17 protein-coding genes and 1 tRNA gene are annotated in these 22,756 nt (G+C 38.6%); 10 read left to right on the forward strand and 8 right to left on the reverse strand.

Features of this window, described 5'->3' with window-relative positions:
• Positions 1 to 86 precede the first annotated feature (86 nt).
• Positions 87 to 353 carry a Txe/YoeB family addiction module toxin gene (locus H9I37_RS09660; RefSeq protein ID WP_187382417.1) on the reverse strand — a complete coding sequence of 89 codons (267 nt, stop codon included), beginning with the start codon at positions 351 to 353 and terminating at the stop codon, positions 87 to 89.
• 2 nt (positions 354 to 355) lie between these two features.
• A complete protein-coding gene (locus H9I37_RS09665; RefSeq protein WP_187382418.1) occupies positions 356 to 613 on the reverse strand; it encodes a type II toxin-antitoxin system RelB/DinJ family antitoxin in 258 nt (85 codons plus the stop codon).
• A 303-nt stretch (positions 614 to 916) separates the two neighbouring features.
• Here H9I37_RS09665 and polA point away from each other — a divergent pair, with 303 nt between their 5' ends.
• From polA to H9I37_RS09695, 6 genes are all read left to right on the forward strand, one after another.
• The gene (gene polA / locus H9I37_RS09670; protein WP_187382419.1) at positions 917 to 3,757 is read left to right on the forward strand and encodes a DNA polymerase I; all 2,841 of its coding nucleotides are present in this window, start codon (positions 917 to 919) and stop codon (positions 3,755 to 3,757) included.
• A 130-nt stretch (positions 3,758 to 3,887) separates the two neighbouring features.
• Complete coding sequence (gene coaE / locus H9I37_RS09675) at positions 3,888 to 4,487, forward strand: dephospho-CoA kinase (protein WP_187382420.1); 600 nt, start codon at positions 3,888 to 3,890, stop codon at positions 4,485 to 4,487.
• 69 nt (positions 4,488 to 4,556) lie between these two features.
• Positions 4,557 to 5,396 carry an SPOR domain-containing protein gene (locus tag H9I37_RS09680; RefSeq protein WP_187382421.1) on the forward strand — a complete coding sequence of 280 codons (840 nt, stop codon included), beginning with the start codon at positions 4,557 to 4,559 and terminating at the stop codon, positions 5,394 to 5,396.
• A gap of 72 nt (positions 5,397 to 5,468) precedes the next feature.
• On the forward strand, positions 5,469 to 6,860 hold the full coding sequence (locus H9I37_RS09685; protein ID WP_187382422.1) for a hypothetical protein: 1,392 nt from the start codon (positions 5,469 to 5,471) through the stop codon (positions 6,858 to 6,860).
• Between the two features lie 171 nt (positions 6,861 to 7,031).
• Complete coding sequence (fusA, locus tag H9I37_RS09690) at positions 7,032 to 9,122, forward strand: elongation factor G (protein WP_187382423.1); 2,091 nt, start codon at positions 7,032 to 7,034, stop codon at positions 9,120 to 9,122.
• Between the two features lie 53 nt (positions 9,123 to 9,175).
• Positions 9,176 to 9,832 carry a hypothetical protein gene (locus tag H9I37_RS09695; RefSeq protein ID WP_187382424.1) on the forward strand — a complete coding sequence of 219 codons (657 nt, stop codon included), beginning with the start codon at positions 9,176 to 9,178 and terminating at the stop codon, positions 9,830 to 9,832.
• 167 nt (positions 9,833 to 9,999) lie between these two features.
• Here H9I37_RS09695 and H9I37_RS09700 read toward each other — a convergent pair whose 3' ends face one another.
• Positions 10,000 to 10,791 (reverse strand): hypothetical protein, encoded by a 792-nt coding sequence (locus tag H9I37_RS09700; protein ID WP_255422538.1) that lies wholly within the window; start codon positions 10,789 to 10,791, stop codon positions 10,000 to 10,002.
• A gap of 71 nt (positions 10,792 to 10,862) precedes the next feature.
• On the opposite strand from H9I37_RS09700, the gene H9I37_RS09705 reads away from it, so the two are divergent.
• From H9I37_RS09705 to H9I37_RS09715, 3 genes are all read left to right on the forward strand, one after another.
• Positions 10,863 to 11,291, forward strand: a complete 429-nt coding sequence (locus H9I37_RS09705; RefSeq protein ID WP_255422539.1) for a MarR family winged helix-turn-helix transcriptional regulator — start codon at positions 10,863 to 10,865, stop codon at positions 11,289 to 11,291.
• Positions 11,292 to 11,528: 237 nt separating this feature from the next.
• Positions 11,529 to 13,475, forward strand: a complete 1,947-nt coding sequence (locus tag H9I37_RS09710) for a 4-alpha-glucanotransferase (RefSeq protein WP_187382426.1) — start codon at positions 11,529 to 11,531, stop codon at positions 13,473 to 13,475.
• Between the two features lie 14 nt (positions 13,476 to 13,489).
• The gene (locus H9I37_RS09715; RefSeq protein WP_187382427.1) at positions 13,490 to 17,167 is read left to right on the forward strand and encodes an alpha-amylase family glycosyl hydrolase; all 3,678 of its coding nucleotides are present in this window, start codon (positions 13,490 to 13,492) and stop codon (positions 17,165 to 17,167) included.
• A 74-nt stretch (positions 17,168 to 17,241) separates the two neighbouring features.
• Here H9I37_RS09715 and H9I37_RS09720 read toward each other — a convergent pair whose 3' ends face one another.
• The 4 genes from H9I37_RS09720 to H9I37_RS09735 form a co-directional block, all read right to left on the reverse strand.
• Complete coding sequence (locus H9I37_RS09720) at positions 17,242 to 18,546, reverse strand: PALP domain-containing protein (protein WP_187382428.1); 1,305 nt, start codon at positions 18,544 to 18,546, stop codon at positions 17,242 to 17,244.
• 83 nt (positions 18,547 to 18,629) lie between these two features.
• Positions 18,630 to 19,100: an arginine repressor gene (argR, locus tag H9I37_RS09725; protein ID WP_187382429.1), complete on the reverse strand. Its 471-nt coding sequence runs from the start codon at positions 19,098 to 19,100 to the stop codon at positions 18,630 to 18,632.
• A 124-nt stretch (positions 19,101 to 19,224) separates the two neighbouring features.
• Entirely contained in the window at positions 19,225 to 20,901 is a 1,677-nt protein-coding gene (locus H9I37_RS09730; protein WP_187382430.1) for a hypothetical protein, read from the reverse strand.
• Between the two features lie 92 nt (positions 20,902 to 20,993).
• Complete coding sequence (locus H9I37_RS09735) at positions 20,994 to 21,737, reverse strand: septal ring lytic transglycosylase RlpA family protein (RefSeq protein WP_187382431.1); 744 nt, start codon at positions 21,735 to 21,737, stop codon at positions 20,994 to 20,996.
• Between the two features lie 59 nt (positions 21,738 to 21,796).
• Here H9I37_RS09735 and H9I37_RS09740 point away from each other — a divergent pair.
• Positions 21,797 to 21,870: transfer RNA gene (locus H9I37_RS09740), tRNA-Ala, on the forward strand.
• A 160-nt stretch (positions 21,871 to 22,030) separates the two neighbouring features.
• On the opposite strand, the gene H9I37_RS09745 is transcribed toward H9I37_RS09740, so the two are convergent.
• Positions 22,031 to 22,756, reverse strand: coding sequence for an SAM-dependent methyltransferase (locus H9I37_RS09745; protein ID WP_187382432.1), 726 nt, complete (start codon positions 22,754 to 22,756; stop codon positions 22,031 to 22,033).

Consider the following 22,756-nt stretch of genomic DNA (forward strand, 5'->3'; position numbering starts at 1 on the left):
CCGTACAATGGGTGTTTATCCTGCATTGCGTGCTAGTATAGGGTCTGTCCGCAATGTCATGTTGAAGCTAGTTTAGGTATTTTTTTTTATTGATGATAATGTGTACCGCACTGAACAATATACAATTTATTATCTTCAACTTTATATACAAGTCTATTTACCGTATCTATTCTTCTGCTCCAATACCCTGATAATTCATGCTTTAATGGTTCAGGTTGTCCTTTTCCCTTGTCGATACCATTTCTTTCAATATCTTTAATTAAATCATGCGTGCTTTTTATCAATTTTTGTTGGTGCTTGTTAAAAAGTTCGCAATAATCTTTCCATGCAATATCAGACCAAACTTTTACCATCACTAGAGTTCCTTCAATTCATGGATTTGACATCTCCCGGTTTCAATCTGATTTATGCTTTTACGCAAATATCTCATATTTTCTTCTGAATAAATATACGGATCTTCGGATGCTTTCAGCGCAAAGGGCAGTCCGTTTTCTCGAATTGTAGCCTTTACAAAAGAATTTATAGCCGAAGAAATATTGATTCCCATAGAATCACATATTCGCTCAAAAGTTATTTTATCATCATTTGTAATTTTTGCCGATATTGTAGTCATGATTAATACCTCTTACTACAATATACTACATAAGTTTCTAGATATCAACTATTAAACCTTTTAATAATCAAATTTTCGGTATTCCATTTTTCCGGTCGGTGTTACACAGCGAAGCAAAGCTATCATTTTATGACCTTTATGTTTTTCTTTCTTCTTCTGTATTTTTATTGCATATTTTTCTTTTTCATTTTTCTTACTTAATATCCTTATTTACATAATAGCCTCCCGGACGTAATTCCTCGCACGCCGAATGCACCATTCCCCACCCTTGCCCTCTAATCAGCATTTCCGTAAAATAAAGTCATGGATTTTGACAATAAAACAGTTTATATTCTTGACAGCTACGGACTGATTTTCCGCTGCTACTTTGCTTTTATAAATCGCCCGCTGACTAACTCAAAAGGCGAAAATATCTCTGCGCTTTTTGGATTTTTTAGAAACCTTCATTATATTTTTCAGCATTACAAACCGGCGTATCTTATTGCAGCGATGGACAGCAAAACTAAAACCTTCCGTCATCAAATGTACTCCGAATACAAAGCTACAAGAAATAAAACTCCTGATGATTTGCACGCTCAGATTCCGTGGATTTCTGAAATTTTAAAAGCGCTCGGAGTTCCTGTGATTCAGTGTGACGGTTACGAGGCCGACGACATAATTGCAACTGTTGCAAAAAAATGTCAGGAACAAGGAAGATCATGCCGCATTCTATCCGGCGATAAAGATCTCATGCAGCTTGTAACGGAGACGACTCAAATTCTGAAACCAGAATCGGGAGCAAACACGTGGAAAGTTACAGGAATTGAAGGCGTTCAAGCTGAATGGGGAGTTAAACCTGCTCAACTTTTAGACTTGCTCTCTCTTTATGGGGATTCCGCAGACAACATTCCTGGAGTTCACGGAGTTGGTATAAAAACTGCGGCTAAGCTGATTGAAGATTACGGCACTCTCGACGGCATATACGCTCATATCGATGAAATTAAAGGCGCAATGCAAAAAAAACTTATCGATGGAAAAGAAAATGCATATTTCAGCCAAAAGCTTGTCAGGCTTTGCGATCAGGTGCCCTGTTCAGAAATTGACGCTCTTATAAATTCAAAAGAATTTAAATACGATTATAACGCAGCCGCAAAACTTCTAAAAGATTTTGAAGCTTTCGTCGTTTCAAAAAGCTATGCGGAGATTGCTATCGGTGAAAATGATGATTTTGCAATAAAATCGGAAGAAAGGGGGTCTAAAACGGCGCACGAACAGCCGAAAATCGAAAGCGAGCACAAATTTCTTGAAATTCATCAGAACGACACATCGGGATACAAAGCGCTCACAGAACTCACCGAACTTAAAAAATATGTTGACGAAGCGATAAAATCAGGCACAGTTGCGTATGACTCTGAAACGGACAGCCTTGACACTCTCAACTGCAATTTAATCGGTTTTAGTCTTTGTTATCAAAAAGGAAAAGCAGTTTACGTTCCGATTCAGCAGAAATCAGGCGACTTGTTCACACAGGCAAATCATAACTATATAGAAGAAAAAGACGCATTAGATGAGCTCATCAGATTGTTCGGCACTGAAAATATAAAAATCATAATGCACAACGCCAAATTCGATATAAAAGTCCTGGCGACACGCGCAAAAAAATTGCAAAAAACTGTAAATATCGCAAAAGATTCTCTAGCCGACACAATGATTCTCGCATGGCTTATAAATCCCGAACGTCTTGGCAAAAACGGTTATTCTCTCGAATATCTTGGCGAGACAGTCCTTGGCTTGAGGGGAATAGAATATTCAGATATTGTTCAAAAAGGGCAGACATTTGCGCAAGTTCCTCTTGAGTCTGCGTACAAATACGCCGCGGAAGATGCCGATTTTACATTTCAGCTTTACGAAAAACTAAACGAGCTGAAAAAAAGCAATTCTCATATAGAAGAACTTTTTAAACTCGAAATGAAGATTCTCCCGATTTTGACAAAAATGGAATTAACCGGCATTCACCTTGACACTGCGACTCTTCACGCATACAACAAAGAGCTGTCGCAGGGAATTTCTGATGCCGAAAAAGCAATCTACAAAGAAGTCGGTCACGAGTTCAATATCGCATCTCCAAAACAACTTCAGACTGTTTTGTTTGAAGAGCGAGGTCTAAAGCCAGGCAAAAAGACAAAAACCGGTTACTCAACAGACACTTCTGTACTCGAAGAGTTGGCATATTCAGATACTGTTCCGAAAATGATTCTTGAATATCGCGAGATGGCAAAGCTCCAGTCAACTTATGTTGAAACTCTTCCAAAACTCACAGACTGCTACGGACGTATTCATACAGACTTTGTTCAAACAGGCACTGCGACAGGCAGGCTTTCATGCCGCGACCCGAACCTTCAAAATATTCCGGTGAGAAACGACGCCGGTCGCCGCATCAGGAGCGCTTTTACAGCCCCAGAAGGAAAGGTTTTAATTTCCGCAGATTATTCACAGATTGAACTTGTTGTGCTCGCCCACTTAAGCGGTGATAAAAATATGTGCCAATCATTCAAAGATGGAACAGATGTTCATAAATCAACTGCTGCACTGATTTACGGAGTTCCGGCGGAACAAGTTACGCCTGATATGCGGCGCACTGCAAAAACAATCAATTTCGGTGTAATTTATGGAATGAGCGCTTTTAGGCTTGCAAACGACCTCGGAATAAGCAGAACACAAGCGAATCAGTTTATCGAAAGTTACTTCAGGATGTACTCCAGCGTAAACGATTTTATAAACAGCACTGTGCAAAAAGCGGAACAAACTGGGTATGTAAAAACAATTCTCGGTCGCCGCCGTCCAATCATGAATATAAACAGCAGGAACAAAGTTGAAAAATCGGCTGCCGAACGAATTGCTGTAAACACTCCTGTTCAAGGAAGCGCCGCAGACATTGTAAAACTCGCAATGATAAACGTTTCAGAAGCACTCTCCCAATCAAAGTCGCAGGCTAAACTTTTGCTGCAAGTTCACGATGAACTTATATTTGAATGCCCTGACGATAAACCGACGATTGAAAAAACAATTTCCCTCATCAAGGACAAGATGGAAAACGCTATAAAACTTTCTGTGCCGCTTAGGGTGAGCATTGAATACGGAAAAAACTGGGGTGAATTTCATTGATAATCAATAATCATGGTTTGGAGGTGCGGGCTCGAACTGCGAGAAAGCGAGCGTGCACTGATTCGGGTTTAAGTGCGGGCTTGTATTTATGTTTGGACTCGGGCTGCAAGGGAGCGTGCTGATAAAAAAAATGAACGAAAAGCTGCTGAAAAAAATTGAAAATGTAAACAAAGAGCTCATCAAATCTCACTCGGTGATTGCAATAACTGGACAGATTGCTTCGGGGAAGAACTTCGTCTGTTCCCAATTTGAAAAATTCGGCTGGAATTGTGTAGATGCGGACTCTCTTACCCACGAAGCAATAAATATTGCAGCTCCAAAAATCATAGAAGAATTTAAGCGATACGAAGAGCAATTCAATGTAAAAATCACAAACGAAGACGGCTCAATAAACAGGCGTGCGATTGGCAATATTGTCTTTGCCCGCCCGGAGCTTTTAGCAAAACAAGAAGAAATCGTATATCCTATCATCACAAAAATGGCGGAAGATTTTATCTCTGCACACGGCAAAGTCATCATAAACGCAACTGTTTTGTACAAAACGCCAATTTTATTAGACAGATGTCAGGCAATCGTATACATAAAATCTCCGGTTTTTAAACGGATTTTCCGAATCAGACGCCGCGACAACCTTCCATATAACCAGATATTTAAACGCCTAAAATCTCAAAGGAATCTTTTGAGCAAATATAAGATAACGGGAAAGCAAATAATTGTCATAAAAAACTAAAGTAAAATTTTGAAGTTCCGATAAGTTTAATAAGGTGGCCGGTTTAATATCGGTGCAAAGAGGAAATTTATGGAACAGAAAAAAACTTTATGGATTATCGCCGCTGCAGGTGCTTTTTTATTAGTTGTTTTAGGTGTACCGGCTATCATTTACAACCCTTCAAGAAATCCGACACCTGCATATACAAGCATTTCTCCTGTAGAAAAAAGAAATACTAACAGCGGTTGGACAAATAGTGCTGAACAAGTGCCTGTTGCTCCTCCTCAGGCAGAAAAAGTAAGCGACCTCGTAGTTCTTGCCGATAACGCAACAGTTTTAAGTAAATCTCCTATCACAACTGCGGAAACTGACTCTGCAACAAACAGCGGAACGACGATTGACTTAAATGCTCTTAAAAGTGAATTGACAAACGAAGTTTCAAAACCGCAGAATATCAACATCACTGTAAATATCCCAGAGACGAATTCAGCGACAGTAAAAAGATCTACAGAGACATCGGAAAATAATAAGGCGATTAAAGACACAAAAGACGTATATGTAAAATCAGAACCTGTAAAAGTTCAAAAAGCAGAAACGAAAAGCACAGCGAAGACTGCAACAAAAAACCCGGCAGTAAAATCTGCCAGTCCAGATACGACAAAAACTCCTGAAAAGAAAATCACTCAGTTTTGGGTGCAAGTTGCCGCTTACAGCAATAAAAAAGGTGCGGAAGCAGCTCGTTCAGCTTTAGATGCAAATAAAATTCCGTCAGATATATTTACGTATCGAGACAACAAAGACAAACTTTTTTACCGTGTCCGCGTCGGTCCATACACTACAAAAAGTGAAGCTGAATACTGGCGAACAAGAATCTATGCGATTTCCGAATTTGCAAAAGCCGAAAGCTACATCACAAGCACGGTAAAATAACACTTCTGATTATTTTCGATTTTTTTTCTGAATAAACTTCCTATTTTCGCATATCGCGGCAAATTATATAGTATGAAGAAAACTATAAAAGCCGCGTTCTTTTTTTTTACGCTGATGTGCTTTTTCGGCAATGCTGTGACTATGTTCTGCGAAGATTCTGAGCAAAACTTATTTGACCGATACACGCATTTTTTGTTTTATGGCGACAGCAATTTAAATTTCGGTTCAAAAATATCTCTTCCATTCGGCTCTTTTTTACTTGCCGAGAATCTAAATGAAATGAATTTCGGCTGCGAGTTTAACACATTCAAAATTGAAAAAACTTTTCCAATCACGATGAAATGTGGAAACTTAAGTTCGGGAGGAATTATTTCAAAAATGAAAAATCCGCTTCCGTCGTCTTCAGTTTCACCATTTTCTTCAGGGATATCGGAACCTTGCTGCGCTACTTCGTCTCTTCCAAGTTTTACAAATTTCAGTAATCCTGTAAGCTCGTTTTTTCAATTAGGTTTTGAAAACAAAAATCTATTCGTAAAATCAGCTCGGGTAAACTGTTTTTATTCGCCGGATAAAGAAGTCATTGTATTTTCATCTTTGATTAAAACAGATTTTCTCAACGATTTATTAAAACTCTCCGCATCTACAGCCTGCGGAATATCTTCATACAATGAAAACAACGATTCTTCATGGTTTTCGGACGAAATGCGTTATCATTCGGGAAAACACGCCTCTTCAATGCTCCAACTTTCAGCTCAGATTCCAAATCTTTTATTTGGCTTTCAACTTTCTGTTTTTGAAAATCAATTTGGAGTATTAGATATTGCGTACCGCGCAGACGTAAAAACAAATATAAAAAAACTCAATTTATTCGCGACCGCATTTTACAATCCGAATCAAAAACTGCTCACTTTATCCGACAAAAAAATCGACAAATGCTTTATTTTAAAAAATGGAATTCAATATAAATTCATGCTCAAAAATAAAATTCCGCTGTTTGTAAAAACCGGACTCAGTTCTCATCTTGATTTAAAACTTCTCAAAGAGGAACATCAATTAAAAATCGGGGCAGGAGTTCAGATTACATCTTTTCTTTTTTCGGCAGGATTGAATATTTTGTGCGACACGAATTTGAACACGAAAAACTCATCTTCGCCATCGATGAACTTAAAAAGCACATCTGTCTCAACTCAAGCGTCATTTTATATAAATGACGCCATTACAGGATTGTCTTTTTCTATTGATTTCAATCCGTCAAAAAACTTTGATTCTCTGACAATAAAATATAAAGCGTTGATAAAAGCCTCTTATTCAAAGTTTTCTAAAACATATGGAAATGCCTGTTATTCATGGCAAACAAAAGACGGAACTTTTATTTCAAAAAAACTCTCTTTATCATTAAATACAAAGCACTCGTACAAAAAGTCGGAGCTTCAGCTCAAATTATCAGCCGATTTTGAACTGTAAGTGTTTTGCGAGATTTCAACATTTTTAGCTTCTTTAAGTTCTCTAAAGAATAAGGTTTTTCAACATTTTGACCTTTCAGCAGTTGAATTTAAGGTGTTTTTTCATTATGATGTGTTGAATATTATATTTTTATAATTTTGTGATTATTTTATTTTTATAAGAGGTAACAATATGGCTTTGGATATTTCAAAAGTAAGAAATATCGGTATCAGTGCCCACATTGACTCAGGAAAAACAACAACTTCAGAACGTATCTTATTTTATTGTAATAAGATTCATACAATTCATGAAGTTCGTGGTAAAGATGGTGTTGGTGCTGTTATGGATAACATGGAACTGGAGCGTGAACGTGGTATTACAATCCAGTCGGCAGCTACACAAGTTCAGTGGAAAGACTACACTATCAACCTTATCGACACACCGGGTCACGTTGACTTCACTGTAGAAGTTGAACGCTCACTGCGCGTACTTGATGGTGCTATTATGATTCTTTGTGCTGTTGCAGGCGTTCAGTCGCAGTCAATTACTGTAGACCGCCAGCTTAAACGTTACCATGTACCACGTGTAGCATTCGTAAATAAGTGTGACCGTCAGGGAGCTAATCCTCTACGTGTTTGCGGACAGCTTCGCGATAAACTCGGTCTCAATGCACACATGATGGAACTGCCAATCGGACTCGAAGACAAACTTGAAGGTGTTGTTGACCTTGTTGGAATGAAAGCTATTTATTTTGACGGACAGAGCGGAGAAGATCTCCGTATCGCAGAAATTCCGGCTCATTTAGTTGATGATGCTAAAAAATATCGTCAGGAAATGATTGAAGAAGCTTGTAACTTTGACGACGCTTTGATGGAAAAAGTTCTCAATGGTGATGAACCGACTGAGGCAGAAATCATCTCTGCTCTCCGAAAAGGTACACTCGCTGAGCAGTACGTTGGTGTATTCCTCGGTTCTGCACACGTAAACAAAGGAATTCAGCCGTTGCTCGATGCTGTTGTTCGCTATCTTCCATCTCCTGATGAAATAAACAACGTTGCTTTAGACCTCGACAACAACGAAGCTGAAGTAAAACTTAAGTCTGATGACACGCTTCCAACTGTTGCCTTAGCATTTAAGCTTGACGACGGACAATACGGACAGTTGACATACACTCGCGTTTATCAAGGAAAAATCAAAAAAGGCGAAGAGCTCTACAACACTCGTACACGCAAAAAATTCAAGGTTGGACGACTTGTCCGCATGAACTCTGCTCAAATGGAAGATATCAGTGAAGGCTGTGCCGGTGATATCGTGGCTTTGTTCGGAGTTGATTGTGCTTCCGGCGATACATTCGTAGACAGCGGAATCAACTACTCTATGGCTTCTATGTACGTTCCTGCTCCTGTAATCTCTTTGTCTATCACACCAAAAGATAAACAAGCTGCTATGCAGATGTCTAAAGCTCTCAACCGCTTTACAAAAGAAGATCCTACATTCCAAACTTATACAGATGCAGAATCCGGTGAAACAATCATCAAAGGTATGGGTGAATTGCACCTTGCAGTATATGTTGAACGAATGAAGCGCGAATACAACTGTGAAGTTACGACAGGCGCTCCTCAGGTTGCTTACCGTGAATCTATCACAGGACACGGCGACTTCAACTACACTCATAAGAAGCAGACTGGTGGTTCCGGTCAGTACGGTCGTGTTGCAGGATTTATGGAACCTGATTCAGACAAAGACTACGAATTTATAGACGCAATCAAAGGTGGTGCTATTCCTAATGAATATATCCCTTCTTGTGATAAAGGGTTCCAAAAAGCTATGAAAGAAGGCTCTCTGATTGGAGCTCCTATCGTAGGTGTAAAAATAACAATCAATGATGGACAGTATCACCCGGTTGACTCAAATGATAACGCATTCCAGATTGCAGCTATCGGAGCTTTCCGTGAAGGTTACATGAAAGCTAATCCTGTTATTCTCGAACCGATCATGAAAGTTCAGATGACTGCTCCTACTGAATTCCAGGGAAACTTGTTTGGTCTTATCAACCAGCGTCGTGGTGTAATCATTGATACGACTGATGAAAACAACACTTCAACGGTAAATGCCGAAGTTCCTCTTTCTGAAATGTTTGGGTTCTCAACTATTCTCCGTTCTTCAACTCAGGGTAAGGGCGAATTCACTATGGAATTTGAAAAATACGGTAAAGTTCCAAATGCTGTATCAGATGAACTCCAGAAGAAATACAAAGAAGAAAAGGCAGCAGGTAAAAAATAACTTGATTATATAAAGTTGCAGTTCATTTTACTGCACTTCAGGAGACATTATTTATGGATAAAAAAGATTTAATCGCTCACAGCCCTGTTCGATATTTTGACGCCACAAACGCCGGCTTGAAAGCTGGAGAAATGGGACTTATAACTGCTAAAAAAGGTCTTGGAAAGACTTCAGTTCTTGTTCAATTCGGAATTGATAATCTTTTGAATGACAAAGCTCTCGTTCACGTTTCATTCGATCAGCAGTCCTCAAATGTCATAGCATGGTACTCAAGCGTTCTTTCAGAAATCTCTAAAAAGAGAAATGTAAACATTGCAGATATCAACGAAGACATCGTGCGCAATCGTATGATTTTCAACTTCAACCAGGAGACTTTCAAGTTGCCAAAAGTTGTAAATCAGCTAAAAGCGCTGAAAGGAGGCGGATTCAACATCGCTTGTGTTGTTGTTGATGGGCTCGACCTTGCAAAAGCATCTAAGGAAGATCTCGATTGTTTCGCAGATTTTATCAAGTCTGAAAAGATGACTGCATGGTTCAGCTATACAAACGAAGCTCCAACACTCAAAGCGACGCTTGATAGCGATAAACTCGATGATTTTGCTACAGTTGCTCACATTGAAGCAGAAAGCAAAAACATCAGCCTTACACTTCTTAAAAATGGTGATGGCAAAGTAAACCTTGACGCTAAGACTTTGTTGATGACTAAATAACATTGTCAGAATAAGGACTAAAACAAAAATCCGATTCTTTTGTGGACTTTATTGTTCCATCGAAGATCGGATTTTTTTTATCTATCGCATATCTGCAAACTTAATGGCAGACTTCATGTGCGAACATCATCTGCCGGCAGCGAGTTTTATAGCTTTATAGCGTGATTTTACTCTTCTTTCCAAGGAAATAAAAAACTTTTCCATTTTCTTGGGCCTAATGCCTGACGGTCATCATAAATCAACTCTTCCCACGGAATCTGTTTTCTTTCGTGTTTTGTTTTTAATTCAGGATGTTCTTCAAGGTAATCATATTTATACAGGCGCAAACGCAACGCATTTGTATCTGCAATCAAAATTCCTGCCATCGACGGAAAGAACCCGATGAACACAATTGAAAGCGCAAACAAAACGATATTGTATAAAGCCATAGCGATTGAATAGCCTGTGTTGTCAAACATTATGATAAATGATTTCTTAAGGCATTTCTTAAAATTGTTGTGCATGATAGAACGTATCGGTATAAACCACTGTAAAGCGAGGAAAATAAAGATATCTATCCAAATCAGCAAAATCCCAACGCAAAATCCGACAAGCGACTGAGTTTGAATGACATAATAATGAATCGAGAATCCCGAAATTATGAGTATCAGAGATATCATCAATCCGAACAAAGTCGCATCTTTTAAAACACCAGGAATTGCCTTAAAATAATCAAGCAGATGAATACCGTTAAAATCAGCTATTTTGGCAGCAGTCTCTCCATACGCAAATGTAAAAATCGACATTATGATAAAACTTAAAATAACCGGAATTACAATAAGATATGAAAGATTTTGAGGTATTTTTGCAGCAAAATAATTTAGAAAAACAACGCCAAAACCTACAAAAAGGAAAGTAACATTTGCGGTCAGCACTGAAAAAAGATTATCCCAGCCATCGCAAAAATTTTTTTTAATCAAAAACCCAAACATATTTAAATTTAACAATTATTCTAATTTAATACAAGGATTTTTGATGCTAAAATATGACTATGGATATAAAATCTTCTATTTCACTTTTATCACATATTCATTCTATAACAGCAGATTTTCTCATTGAAAAGTTAAAAGAAAAAGGATTCCCAGAGTTCGCTTCTTCGCACGGAAATATTTTGTTTCAGCTGAGCATAAAAAGTGAAATGACAATGGGTGAACTTTCTGAAAAGATCAATCGCGACAAGTCTACTACAACTGTGCTTGTGCGTAAACTTGAAAGAGATGGGCTTGTTTGTAGAAATAATGATGAAAATGATAAGCGCAACAGGCTGATCAGCCTCACTGAAAAAGGAAAAGAGTTTAATTCTGCGATAAATGCAATTTCAAAAGAGTTGATAGAGACTTTTTACAAAGGTTTTTCCGAAGAAGAAAAAAAACAGTTTTTTGAATTTTTAAAACGAATTGACAATAATTTCAGCTCATAAGCCGAGCAGTCCCTTTCAACATTTTTATGAAAAATTATTGACATTCTCTGATAGTTACACTATTATGACATTAGCTTATAAACAAGCTGATAAACTCTCTCCGATGTTCAGCAACGCTGAACGGCAAGATTCCCTTTTAGTGTTACTATCTGGGAATCTTGTTTTTTTAACACAATTTTCTTTCAGATTTTAAATTTATTGATATGACATCTCCATATATGTGTTATACTGTTAACTATGAATGAAAATAAATTAACAGGAATATCAGTTCCTCTCGGTGCACTGTACACGAAGGACAATCAGGTTATTGGAGAATTTCCTGATTTGCAGCCTTTTTGTGATTATTGTAAATCTTGCGGAGTGTCTATCATTCAGCTTTTGCCTGTAAACGACACTGGAACTCAAAGTTCACCTTACAGCGGACTTTCAGCTTTTGCTCTTCACCCAATCTATATCCGAATAAAGGATATCCCTGAATTTGCAGAAGTTTACAAAAAAAATGAAAAGTTCAAAAATAAATACGACAGTTTTATCGCTGAGAATAAATACTCGCTTCGTTACAATTACGACGCAATTTCAAACAGAAAGACGGAACTTCTCAAATTACTCTATGAAGAAACGGAAACCGGCAAAACAGGAAAACCGAGCGACAAGCTTTCAAAGTGGATAAAGTCAAATCAATGGGTAAAGACATACGCTGTCTACAAAAACCTAAAATGGAATTACATGCAAGCTTCATGGAAAAGCTGGCACGAAAATGATCAGCATAAATCTGAAGAGCAAATACTTGAATTGTGGAATACAAAGGCCTTCAAAAAGGAGCATTTGTTTTTTGTATGGGTTCAAGAGATTGCCGATTCCCAATTTGAAAAATCTGTTTCATATATAAAAAAAGCCGGCATCTTGCTCAAAGGCGATATGCCTATTTTGATGAATGAAGATTCCTGCGACGTCTGGGCATCGCCGCTTTACTTTAATCAAGCTCTGCGCGCCGGCTCCCCTTGCGATGGTGAAAATCCTAAAGGTCAAAACTGGGGCTTCCCGATATACAATTGGAAAAACCTCAAGACTGATGATTACTGCTGGTGGAAAGAAAGACTTTTAAATGCTTCAAAATATTACGATGCATACAGGCTCGACCACATTTTAGGATTTTTTAGAATCTGGGCAATTCCGGAAAGCGATTCAAATGCATTAAACGGTCACACTGAGCCATATTCTGCAATCAAGAGAGAAACTCTCTATGAACTTGGCTTCGACGATGACAGAATTCGTTGGTTAAGCCAACCTCACATTCCAACTTCTGCAATAGAAAGAATTACGAACAACTATGACGTTGCAATTCGGATTCTTTCGACTCTGTGTGATAGGATTGGCTCTGAAGAATTGTGGCGCTTTACGCCTGCTGTAGAAGGCTCAAAATATATTCAAGGCGCAGATTTGACAGAACTTTGCAGAGCAGAGCAAGTTCAATCTGTAAAAGAAAAGCTGATTGAATATTGGTCGAACAGGACACTGATCGAAATAAGTAAAAACAAATTTGTTCCTCTTTGGACATATTATAACTCGACTTCATGGAGCACGCTGAACGATAAGGAAAAAAATGATTTGCAGGCATGTTTTTGCGAGCTAAATTCTAAAAATGAAAAACTTTGGCAAAAACAGGCGGACGGAATATTTTCTGCTCTGACTAAATCGGTAAAAGGGGTATTTTGCGGCGAAGACTTAGGTGTAAATATAGATTGCGTTCCGACGACAATGGAAAAACACAAAATTCTTGGATTGAGAGTAATTCGCTGGTGTCGAGAATGGGCAAAAGATGGGCAACCGTATATCCCGCTCTCTGATTACACCCCACTTTCTGTGGCGACAACATCCGTTCACGACTCCTCCACAATCCGTCAATGGTGGGCTGACGAACACAGAGAAGAATTTACGCCGGAAATCGCAGAAAAAATCATGAAAGAAGCAGCTTCATCCGCAAGCATGTGGTTTATTCCGCCGATTCAAGATTTTCTATATATGAACAAAAAATACTGGCTTTCAAATACTACAGATGAGCGAATCAACGTGCCGGGAACTGTTTCCTATTTCAATTGGACTTACAGGCTTCCTGTTTCACTTGAAGATTTGCTCGAAGATAAAGATTTGATAAATAAAATAAAAAATATATCAAAAAGATAAGGTTAGGTAAAAGAATGCGACTCTCGTACAATGAATTTCATGTCTCAAAAAAAATCCGTGATTTGTGCAGTTTTGATGAAGGACTTTTTGCTTCTTCAGGAAACGTTGTTTTTGCAAATTTGAAAAACGTCCGCGAATTCCAACTTTTGATAAACAATGTATTTAAATCGCGTGGAGAAGAAAACAAAAAGCTTTCTGCTGGTCAACTCAATGCAATGGGGCTTATTGACGAAATTCTTCACATGGTTTGTATGATTTATCGCCGCGACAAAGTTCCTTCATTTATGAAAGACTTGCTTTCAAACCTCGATAAAGAATTCGGGCGAGAAAATATGGATGCATTCTTTCTCGATTTTATGAAGGAATTTCCGCCTGTTGAAGTTTACAAAGGAAAATGCACTTCGGAACAATATCTAAACAGAGTTGCAGTTGAGCCTAACACAGGAGCTGAACGCACAAACCGTGAACAGACTCTCGAAGAACTTATTCTTCTTCACCTTGCAAACGAAAACCCTGCATTCAAACCTTTCATAATCATGTTTGATGAAGTGGAAGTTGCAAAAAATAAGCTATATGCAAAAACTTGGGCGAGCATTCAAAAGTTTTCCAAGACAAAACCTTTTTTTGGTCCGTTCAACAACGACATAATAAATGTTTTGCGCGAGCCTTATATGTTCGCTCCGTACAGCCTGAAAGGTCAGCTTGAATACATCTTGAAATACTGGACTTCGATTTTCCCTGAAGGTTGGCTAAAAAAACTTCTTGCAGGAATGGATACAATTTCCGAAGAAGAAAAAGCTTCATGGCGCGGATTTGGAAGCGGAGAGTTGCCTGACATGTTGCCTTATTCTTTTGAGAACTTGATGAACGAATATGAGCGCTTCAGTGCAGACGCTTCATGGATGCCGAACGTAATTTTGATGGCAAAAACCGTCCTTGTCTGGCTAGACCAACTCACAAAGCAATACGGTTATCAAATCACAAGGCTCGACCAGATTCCCGACGCAGAGCTCGATCGATTACGTGACGAAGGTTTTACAGGATTATGGCTGATTGGGTTGTGGGAACGAAGCAAAGCCAGCAAACGGATCAAACAGATTTGCGGAAATCCTGAAGCTGCAGCGTCTGCATATTCCCTTTATGACTACAATATTGCGCAAAATATAGGTGGCTGGGACGCTCTTTCAAATTTGCGTCAGCGGCTTTGGCAGAGAGGAATAAGACTTGCTTCCGACATGGTTCCGAATCACACAGGAATGGACGGAGAATGGGTGATAAATCATCCTGACCGCTTTATTCAAAGGCGAGACAATCCTTTCCCTCAGTATACATACAACGGAGAAAATCTTTCGCAGGACTCAAGAGTTGGAGTTTACCTTGAAGACCATTATTACTCCCGAGAAGACTGCTCTGTAGTTTTTAAGCGAGTAGACAATCAAACAGGCGACACACGCTATATTTACCACGGAAACGACGGAACAGGACTGCCGTGGAACGACACAGCTCAGATTGATTTTTTGAATCCTGAAGCTCGAGAAGCTGTCATGCAGGAGATTCTCCACGTTGCAAGAAATTTCCCAATAATCCGTTTTGACGCTGCAATGGTTCTTGCCAAAAAGTCTATCCGCCGACTCTGGTATCCTGAACCGGGACATGGAGGAGACATCGCAACACGCTCCGAAACAGGTTTGAGCACGCAGCAGTTTAATGCGGCAATTCCGAACGAATTCTGGCGTGAAGTTGTAGATAGAGTCGCAAAAGAGTGCCCAGATACTTTGCTGCTCGCAGAAGCATTCTGGATGATGGAAGGCTACTTTGTTAGAACTTTAGGAATGCACCGCGTTTACAACTCGGCATTCATGAACATGCTGAAAAAAGAAGAGAACCAAAAATATCGCGATACCGTAAAAAATACAATCACTTTTGATCCACAAATTCTTAAGCGTTACGTAAACTTTATGAACAACCCTGATGAAGAAACGGCGATTGCACAGTTTGGTGACAACGACAAGTATTTTGGCGTATGTACATTGATGATAACTATGCCGGGTCTTCCGATGTTTGGTCATGGTCAGATTGAAGGTTTCACTGAAAAATACGGTATGGAATATACAAAAGCATACAAAGACGAAAAACCAAACCAATATCTTGTAGACCGCCACTGGCATGACATCTTCCCACTTATGAAAAAGCGTTATCTTTTCAGTGGGGTTGAAAATTTCTTGTTTTTCGATTTGTGGGAAGACGGTCATGTAAACGAAAACGTCTTTGCATATTCAAATGGAGCCGGAAACGAACGCTCAGTTGTATTCTACAACAATAAGTACGAACAGGCACACGGATGGATAAAACAGTCAGACCCATACGCAGTAAAAACCGGAAAAGGCGACGAAATTGTGATGATGACAAAATCGATTTCCGAAGGTCTCAACCTAACAGCTGAAGAAGACAAATATTGTATTTTCCAGGAACACAAAAGCCGTCGGTGGTTTATCAGAAAGAGCAGAGATATCTGTGAAAAAGGTTTGTTCATAATGCTCAACGGTTTTGAATACCAAGTATTTATCAACGTTCAGCAGATACAAGACACTCCTGACCACAGATATAAAACTTTGTGCGATTTTTTGAATGGAACAGGATGTGAAGATATTGAAACCGCTATGCAGGAATTGCTCTACAAGGATTTGTATTACGCGCTTAATGCATTTGCAAAAAATGCGCTCATTCCGATTGTAAAGGAATTCAATCTCACTGATAAAACTGAAGTTTCTGAAGAAAATAAAGATTCTTCAAAAAAAGCAAAAAAGACACTTCCTCACAAAGTAAACGTAAAGGAAATCTCTGAAATTCTTAAAGATTCAGAACAAAGCGCTATCGATTTCTTTGATACCGCTCAAAGATTTTCTTCATACAAAACAGATTCAAAAAAGCAGTACACATTGTTCAAAAACAGGGTAACTATGCTTGCAAAAGTTCACAATGCAGATTTACTCAAAAATCCTACGGATATACAAAAAGCGCTTTTGAAAGCCGCAGATGTACAGACATTTACAAAGCTCATAATTCAATCTGATTGTACGATTGAACTTCCTCTTTTGTTGTGGGCATTCATTGGAGATTATGCGGAAAATGGCTGTGCTATTGAGTGGAATTTTGCGCGCAAGTTCAACGAATATCTTGGCAGTGAAAAACTTACATCAAAAGACAATCGATATGCTTTTCAAAAATTATTCATGATTGCAGATGTGGCAAAAAGAGCGAGCGCATTGAAAAGTGAAAAAGAAAAATCATTTGAAATCGCAAGAACTCTTGTTCAGGGCAGATACGCTGGAATATTGAGCGGCGCTAACAATTTCAACAATGTATGTTGGTTCAATAAAGAAATTCTTGAAATCAGCCTGAATGTTACAACAATGTTTTTAGCTCTAAATGCAAAGGAATCTGATTTTGCTGATGTGCTTAAGCTCTACAAATCGTTGTGTGCTGCAAAATTAAAAGCGGCATACAAGTGTGAGCTGTTCGTAAAAGAATTTGATCATATTGAGAAAAAGGCTTCAGATAAAAAAAGCGTAAAAAAGACAACCGCCAAAAAGCCAACTGTCAAAAAGGCAGCTGCCAAAAAGCAAAATACAAAAAACTCAAAGGACGAAAAAGCAAAGGATAAAAAAGCAAAAGTAAAAAAGACAAAATAATTTATTTGCCGCCGCAAATTTAAACTTTTTTTGCAGGCGGCAAATAAACTCGACTGATGAACTTATTGCATTTATCAAAGTGATTTAATGATTTCTTTTAGTTTATTGCTGTCGGTTGCCGATGGCTTGTTTAGTGCAAAAGGCTTCATTGCAGATGCAATCTCCGGGGTAGCTTCAGGAGATTCGCCAATCACGTGGCGGCAATAGTCAGCAGAAAGAGACGGATGATTGTATGCCATCAAGACAAATGTACCTTCATCCTCATACATGTTATGCTCATTTTCTTTTATAACAGCATACGCAGAAGCTGTTCCAGGATCCGCAAAAACTCCGTACTTCATGTACAATTCTTTTGCAGCTTTTTCACGTTTGCGTTCGTCTATTTCTGTCGGGAATACAAAGTTTCGCATCATCAATTCATTGTGTCCAAAGAATGATTCAAGGCGCTCGAGGTTTGCAGGAATTGCAGGATTCGCATCACCGCGTTTATTCATATCTACGACAGAGTCAAGCACAACAGGCATTCCGGCAGGATTGCGACAAAATTCGATTGTGCTCGGAACATAAAACCCGTTTACAGGAAGTGCAAATCGCCAGCTGTAAAGACCTGCCATCAGAGTTCCGTAGTTTCCTGCATCCATTGCATAGAAAATATCGCCATTGACTTTACTTTTAATTTGAGCGAATGAATACGGAAAGAAAAAAATCTGGCTTAGCAGACGACATACGTTAGTTGTATTTGCAACTGTAAGTCCGTATTTTTCAACAAACTCTTTATCTGCAAAAACTTTACTGATTTCAGCTTTTATCTCGGCTTCAGTTCCTTCCATTTCTATCGGATAAATATTTCCACCGTTCCATGCAAGGCTCTCTTGATCAAGTCCACGAACAGTTCCCTTTTTGTATACAAGAACAGCCTTGATATTTTTCTTTCCCTTAAGAATTCTTGAAAGAAGCGCTCCAATGCCGCCGTGTGTAAAATTAAGAAAGATTGCTTTTCCGCCGTTGAGCTGAAGTGTCGCTTCAAGATAAGAACAGAGATATGAAACGCCATAATCACGGTGATATCCGGTAAATCCGTGATAGAGCTCCATCAGAAATAACTTATCATCAAGCTGGCGAACTTTTGGCTCTACAGGGAACGCTTTTGTCGCAATAGTTTCACAAATAATTGGAGAAAATTCATCTTTAATCAACGCAGAAGTAAGAGCACCTGCAATAGAAGTAAAAGGTGTATTCTCATTGATATAGTAGATCCAGCGACGAAGATCTTCTATCATGCTCGGGACAAAAACTCCGCCGTCATCGGGAATACAGTCTCTGACTGCCTTAGAAAAACTTACTGTTAAATCACTATTTCGAGTACTAGTAAATTGCATATTATAACCCTACCCTAAAAAAATAAATATAACAATATTTTATACTAAAAAAACTAATTTTAACTGTAAAAACTCATCGAAAATCAATCTTCAAGACCTGGGATATGTTTTTTTAGCTTTTTCATAAACTCGTCACCTGAAACGCCTTCTTTGATACAAGCAAACATGCAGTTATCACCGGCAACAGTTCCGAGCACTTCATCCATATTTAAATTGTCGAGGGCATTACAAACTGTGTTTGCATGACCGGAGAACGTTTTAATCACTACGATATTACCACTAAAATCGATGCTGACATAACCGCGCAAAAAATCCTGTACGTAAATCGCTTCGCTTTCAGCATTTTCTCCTTCTCCAGGAAGAGCATACATGTACCCGTTTTGTCCGTCTGGCACTTTTGCAACTTTTAGCAACTTCAGATCTCGGCTTAAAGTTGCCTGCGTTACATCGTAACCTTCTTTAAGCAATAAGGACTGAAGATCATCTTGGCTTTCAATTGTGTTATTTTTGATAAGATTTTTGATTGCCTTAAGACGTGACTGTCGTTCTTTCATTTTCCTCTATCATCCTCTGTTAAATTGCATAAATATACTATAAATATACTTTTTTTTGTATAAAATTGCAAGAAATAAAGACTTTTTGAAGTGTAAATGAAAATCGGTTTCAGATTAAAGACTATCAATAACCGTCCGACATCTCTCGGTTAGCGTCTTTTTTGCAAAGCTCATCATAGACAAGCGAACGCCTGCGCAAATCTTCTTTAAGCGTCTTTGGGAATGGCATGTTGCGCCAGAAAATTCCACGAACATCTTTATCAAGACGCTGAACACCTGAAGACTCCTTTGTCATCCATAAGATGTAGTCTTCTATAAAGAATTCTTTTAAATCGCCTTTAAGCTTGAGTTGTTCAACATGCTGATAATACTGCCCGGTAAGACCTTCTTCCATCCAGTAGTATGATGCCTTTTCCTTTGCAACTTGCCATCGCAAATCGGCAACAGCAGTAAGGACAGCAATCTTCAAATCTTTTGGATACATTGGAACTACAATACGTCCGCGGCTCGTTACACGGTTGTACCTGTCGAACGGTTCCCAGCAAAACCCTCTGTCACCGTATGTAGGAACAAGAAGAACATAAGGCACAATCCTGTTAGGAATATTTTTATGTATACGCTGAAAAGCACCTGGGTCTAGCGATTCAACCCAACGAAGCACATCTATTACATTTTCACGAGAACCGGTGCCGCGTTCCGTACAATGATAAAATTCGCGTGTAAAAATCGGGAACTGATTACCGCGTCGCCCGATTGTCATTTTTGCCATCTGTCGGACAGTTTCAAACTCAATTTTGACAGCTTCAGTATCATTTGTAGCAGCTACAGTGGTGCCGCTCGCATTTATCTTGTTTTCAAGGCTGTTGAACGTTTCTTTAGATTCCTTAAACTCCTCGAACACTTTTGAAAGTTCTTTGTCATTTTTAGAGAGCCTGTGAAGAAGCGCTGTTATATCTGACAGAGACCTTCGTTGCATTTCGGAATAACCTTGTCTGTGAGGTTCAAGCCCAAGAATTGTCTGATGGTCACAAAGATCGTCAATCTTATTTTTGAGTTCAGCTTCGAGCATGCTTCTTTCATTTTCTTTTATGCTCAAAAGATTTTCAGCGCTCTGCAATTTACCGGAATTTTTAGACTGAAGCTGCATAAGCCTAATCTGCTCTGCTGATGCAGCCTGATCCGGAGTCATGTTTACAGTTTTTGTCTGGCGCTTTTCATCTGTTGCAGAATTTCCCATTCTCCCTGATGCAATCTCATTAAACCATTCATCGACATAAAGAATCGGTTCTCTTTCAATGTTCTCTACAAATATTTTTGAAAAAAATTCTTTTGATTCTTGTTTAAACAAAGACGGCAAAAGAACTCCAAAACGCACAAGCATTCTCTTAGGCATCGGGACGTTCGGATTGTTCATTTTTCCAACCATGCCGCGCAAAAGTTCCCAGTAAGCTGTCACAATCTGCTGACGGTAAACAGCACGGTCTTTAGGATCCTGACACGTAAGATACTTTGATAAAACTTGATGGACGCGCTGCGCAGACTGATTTTCACCGGTAAGTGCAATTTTATAATATTTTGTATCATTGAATACATCAGATGGAGTATCATTTGTAAACTTAGTTATCGGCGCAAATTCTTTTACAGACAAATCTACATTGTGAATCGATTTTTTCTTAGAGCTTTGCTCATCATCCATAGGTTCAGAATTTTTACTAAAAGAAAGTTCTAATGCTGACTGATTTGTATAATTTTCAGCAGATGACAAAATTGCTGCGATATCCGGATCTAATTCTTCACTCATCAATAATCTCCCAATATGTAGTACATTGAATTATATTCCATAAACCCCTTATTCGCAATAACGAAGAGAATTTTAATTTGCCGTATTTTAAATTACTTTTCGGGATTCCGTTTTTTGATAATATATTGATTGTAGCCGTTTGCATTTAGTTTTTCTTCGATTTTAGGAACATCTTCTGCTCGCACGCCTTTTATGACAACACGATATATAGATTTTTTTGTGTTTTTTTGAAATATGATGTTTGAAAATCCTTGTCTCGCCAATTTTTTTGCAAATTCTACTGCATTTTCACGGGTAGAAAATGATGCTATTTGAAAATCCCAGTAAGTGCCTGCCTCTAGTTTTTCAGATGGAACCTTTTTCAATGTTTCAAATGTTTCAGCTGATATTTTTGGGACTTTTACTCCAAATCTTTTCTGCATGATTTTATCCGCTTTAGATGCAGTCTGACGGCTGAGATTTGTATCAGGGCCAAGTTTTACAATCTCTATCTTTACATGAATTGTCCCGGCTTTTATCATATCTAGTTTTTTTGCGGCAGCTAAAGAAAGGTCAAGTTCGCGGTTTGGGACAAATGGTCCACGGTCATTGACACGAACTTGCACAGATTTTGCGTTTGCAAGATTTGTTACCTTTAAGATTGAATCAAACGGAAAGTTTTTGCTCGCACAAGTCATGGCATTCATGTCGAAATATTCGCCGTTAGATGTTCTTTTCCCATGAAAATCTCCGGCATAAAAAGAAACAATTGCATCTGATTTATAGACTTGTGCCGCGACGTTTGACGAAAATACAATAAAAATAAAGCAAAGAAAAATCTTCAAAAAAAAACGCATATTTTATTATCGGCATGTTGATTAAAAACCAAAAAAAATATATATTATGACTAGCTTCTGGGGAATTAGCTCAGCTGGCTAGAGCATCGGCTTTGCAAGCCGAGGGTCAAGGGTTCGAATCCCTTATTCTCCACTTTTAAACTGAAAGACTTTTTGGCTTTCAGTTTTTTTTTATTTAAAGTTTGCGATAGATTAAAGGCAGATATAGACTTAAACAGACGAATCTGCTTGTTTAAGCACTAAACGCCTTGCCGAATCGTTTTTGTAATCTTTTGTGCACTGCGGGAATAATCTTATTTTCCAATTAAAAATATTGCAGGGATTTTAGCAAAGTCGGGGAGTTTTTCCTGTTTCCATTTTGCGATTGTCATTGTTTTTATGTATTCTTGCGGGCAGGTGATGCCGGCAGCGACGCATAACTTTGTCTGCGGTCTCAACGCACTTACAATCGTCTCAAACATTTTTGCATTTCTATATGGCGTTTCAATAAAAAGCTGCGTTTGGTCTTCATTCCAAACTTTGTTTTCAAGTTTTTTAAGAGTTTTGATTTTCTGCCCGTCTTCGACAGGAAGATATCCGTTGAAAGCAAAACTTTGCCCGTTTAATCCGCTTCCCATCACAGACATGATTATCGAAGAAGGACCAACAAGAGGAACTACTTTATAACCTCTGCTCTGAGCAATCGCAACTACATCTGCACCCGGGTCAGCGATTGCAGGGCACCCTGCCTCCGATATTATTCCGACAGGTTTGTTATTTTTTAACGGTTCAAGGTATTCTGCAATGAATTTTCGGTCTGTGTGACGGTTTAATTCGTAAAACGTCAGCTCATCGATGTCTATCGATTTTTCAACTTTTTTTAAAAAGCGGCGTGCAGAACGTATATTTTCAACTATAAAGTGTTTTACGTTGACTATGACGTCTCTATTGTATGACGGCAAAACTCTAGTGATTTCAGTTTCTCCCAACGTGACAGGGATGAGATACAGTGCAGTTTCTATTTTTGATTCCGTCTCCAT

Source organism: Treponema sp. Marseille-Q3903, assembly GCF_014334335.1.
In the GTDB taxonomy this organism is placed as follows: Bacteria; Spirochaetota; Spirochaetia; order Treponematales; family Treponemataceae; genus Treponema_D.

Excerpts from the sequence above, each read along its gene's own strand:
- H9I37_RS09720 (WP_187382428.1), bottom strand. The coding sequence starts at position 18,546 with ATGCAATTTACTAGTACTCGAAATAGTGATTTAACAGTAAGTTTTTCT.
- H9I37_RS09695 (WP_187382424.1), top strand. The coding sequence starts at position 9,176 with ATGGATAAAAAAGATTTAATCGCTCACAGCCCTGTTCGATATTTTGAC.
- H9I37_RS09660 (WP_187382417.1), bottom strand. The coding sequence starts at position 353 with ATGGTAAAAGTTTGGTCTGATATTGCATGGAAAGATTATTGCGAACTT.
- H9I37_RS09685 (WP_187382422.1), top strand. The coding sequence starts at position 5,469 with ATGAAGAAAACTATAAAAGCCGCGTTCTTTTTTTTTACGCTGATGTGC.
- H9I37_RS09710 (WP_187382426.1), top strand. The coding sequence starts at position 11,529 with ATGAATGAAAATAAATTAACAGGAATATCAGTTCCTCTCGGTGCACTG.
- H9I37_RS09735 (WP_187382431.1), bottom strand. The coding sequence starts at position 21,737 with ATGCGTTTTTTTTTGAAGATTTTTCTTTGCTTTATTTTTATTGTATTT.
- H9I37_RS09705 (WP_255422539.1), top strand. The coding sequence starts at position 10,863 with ATGGATATAAAATCTTCTATTTCACTTTTATCACATATTCATTCTATA.
- H9I37_RS09665 (WP_187382418.1), bottom strand. The coding sequence starts at position 613 with ATGACTACAATATCGGCAAAAATTACAAATGATGATAAAATAACTTTT.
- fusA (WP_187382423.1), top strand. The coding sequence starts at position 7,032 with ATGGCTTTGGATATTTCAAAAGTAAGAAATATCGGTATCAGTGCCCAC.
- coaE (WP_187382420.1), top strand. The coding sequence starts at position 3,888 with ATGAACGAAAAGCTGCTGAAAAAAATTGAAAATGTAAACAAAGAGCTC.
- H9I37_RS09680 (WP_187382421.1), top strand. The coding sequence starts at position 4,557 with ATGGAACAGAAAAAAACTTTATGGATTATCGCCGCTGCAGGTGCTTTT.
- H9I37_RS09715 (WP_187382427.1), top strand. The coding sequence starts at position 13,490 with ATGCGACTCTCGTACAATGAATTTCATGTCTCAAAAAAAATCCGTGAT.
- polA (WP_187382419.1), top strand. The coding sequence starts at position 917 with ATGGATTTTGACAATAAAACAGTTTATATTCTTGACAGCTACGGACTG.
- H9I37_RS09730 (WP_187382430.1), bottom strand. The coding sequence starts at position 20,901 with ATGAGTGAAGAATTAGATCCGGATATCGCAGCAATTTTGTCATCTGCT.
- argR (WP_187382429.1), bottom strand. The coding sequence starts at position 19,100 with ATGAAAGAACGACAGTCACGTCTTAAGGCAATCAAAAATCTTATCAAA.
- H9I37_RS09745 (WP_187382432.1), bottom strand. The coding sequence starts at position 22,756 with ATGGAGACGGAATCAAAAATAGAAACTGCACTGTATCTCATCCCTGTC.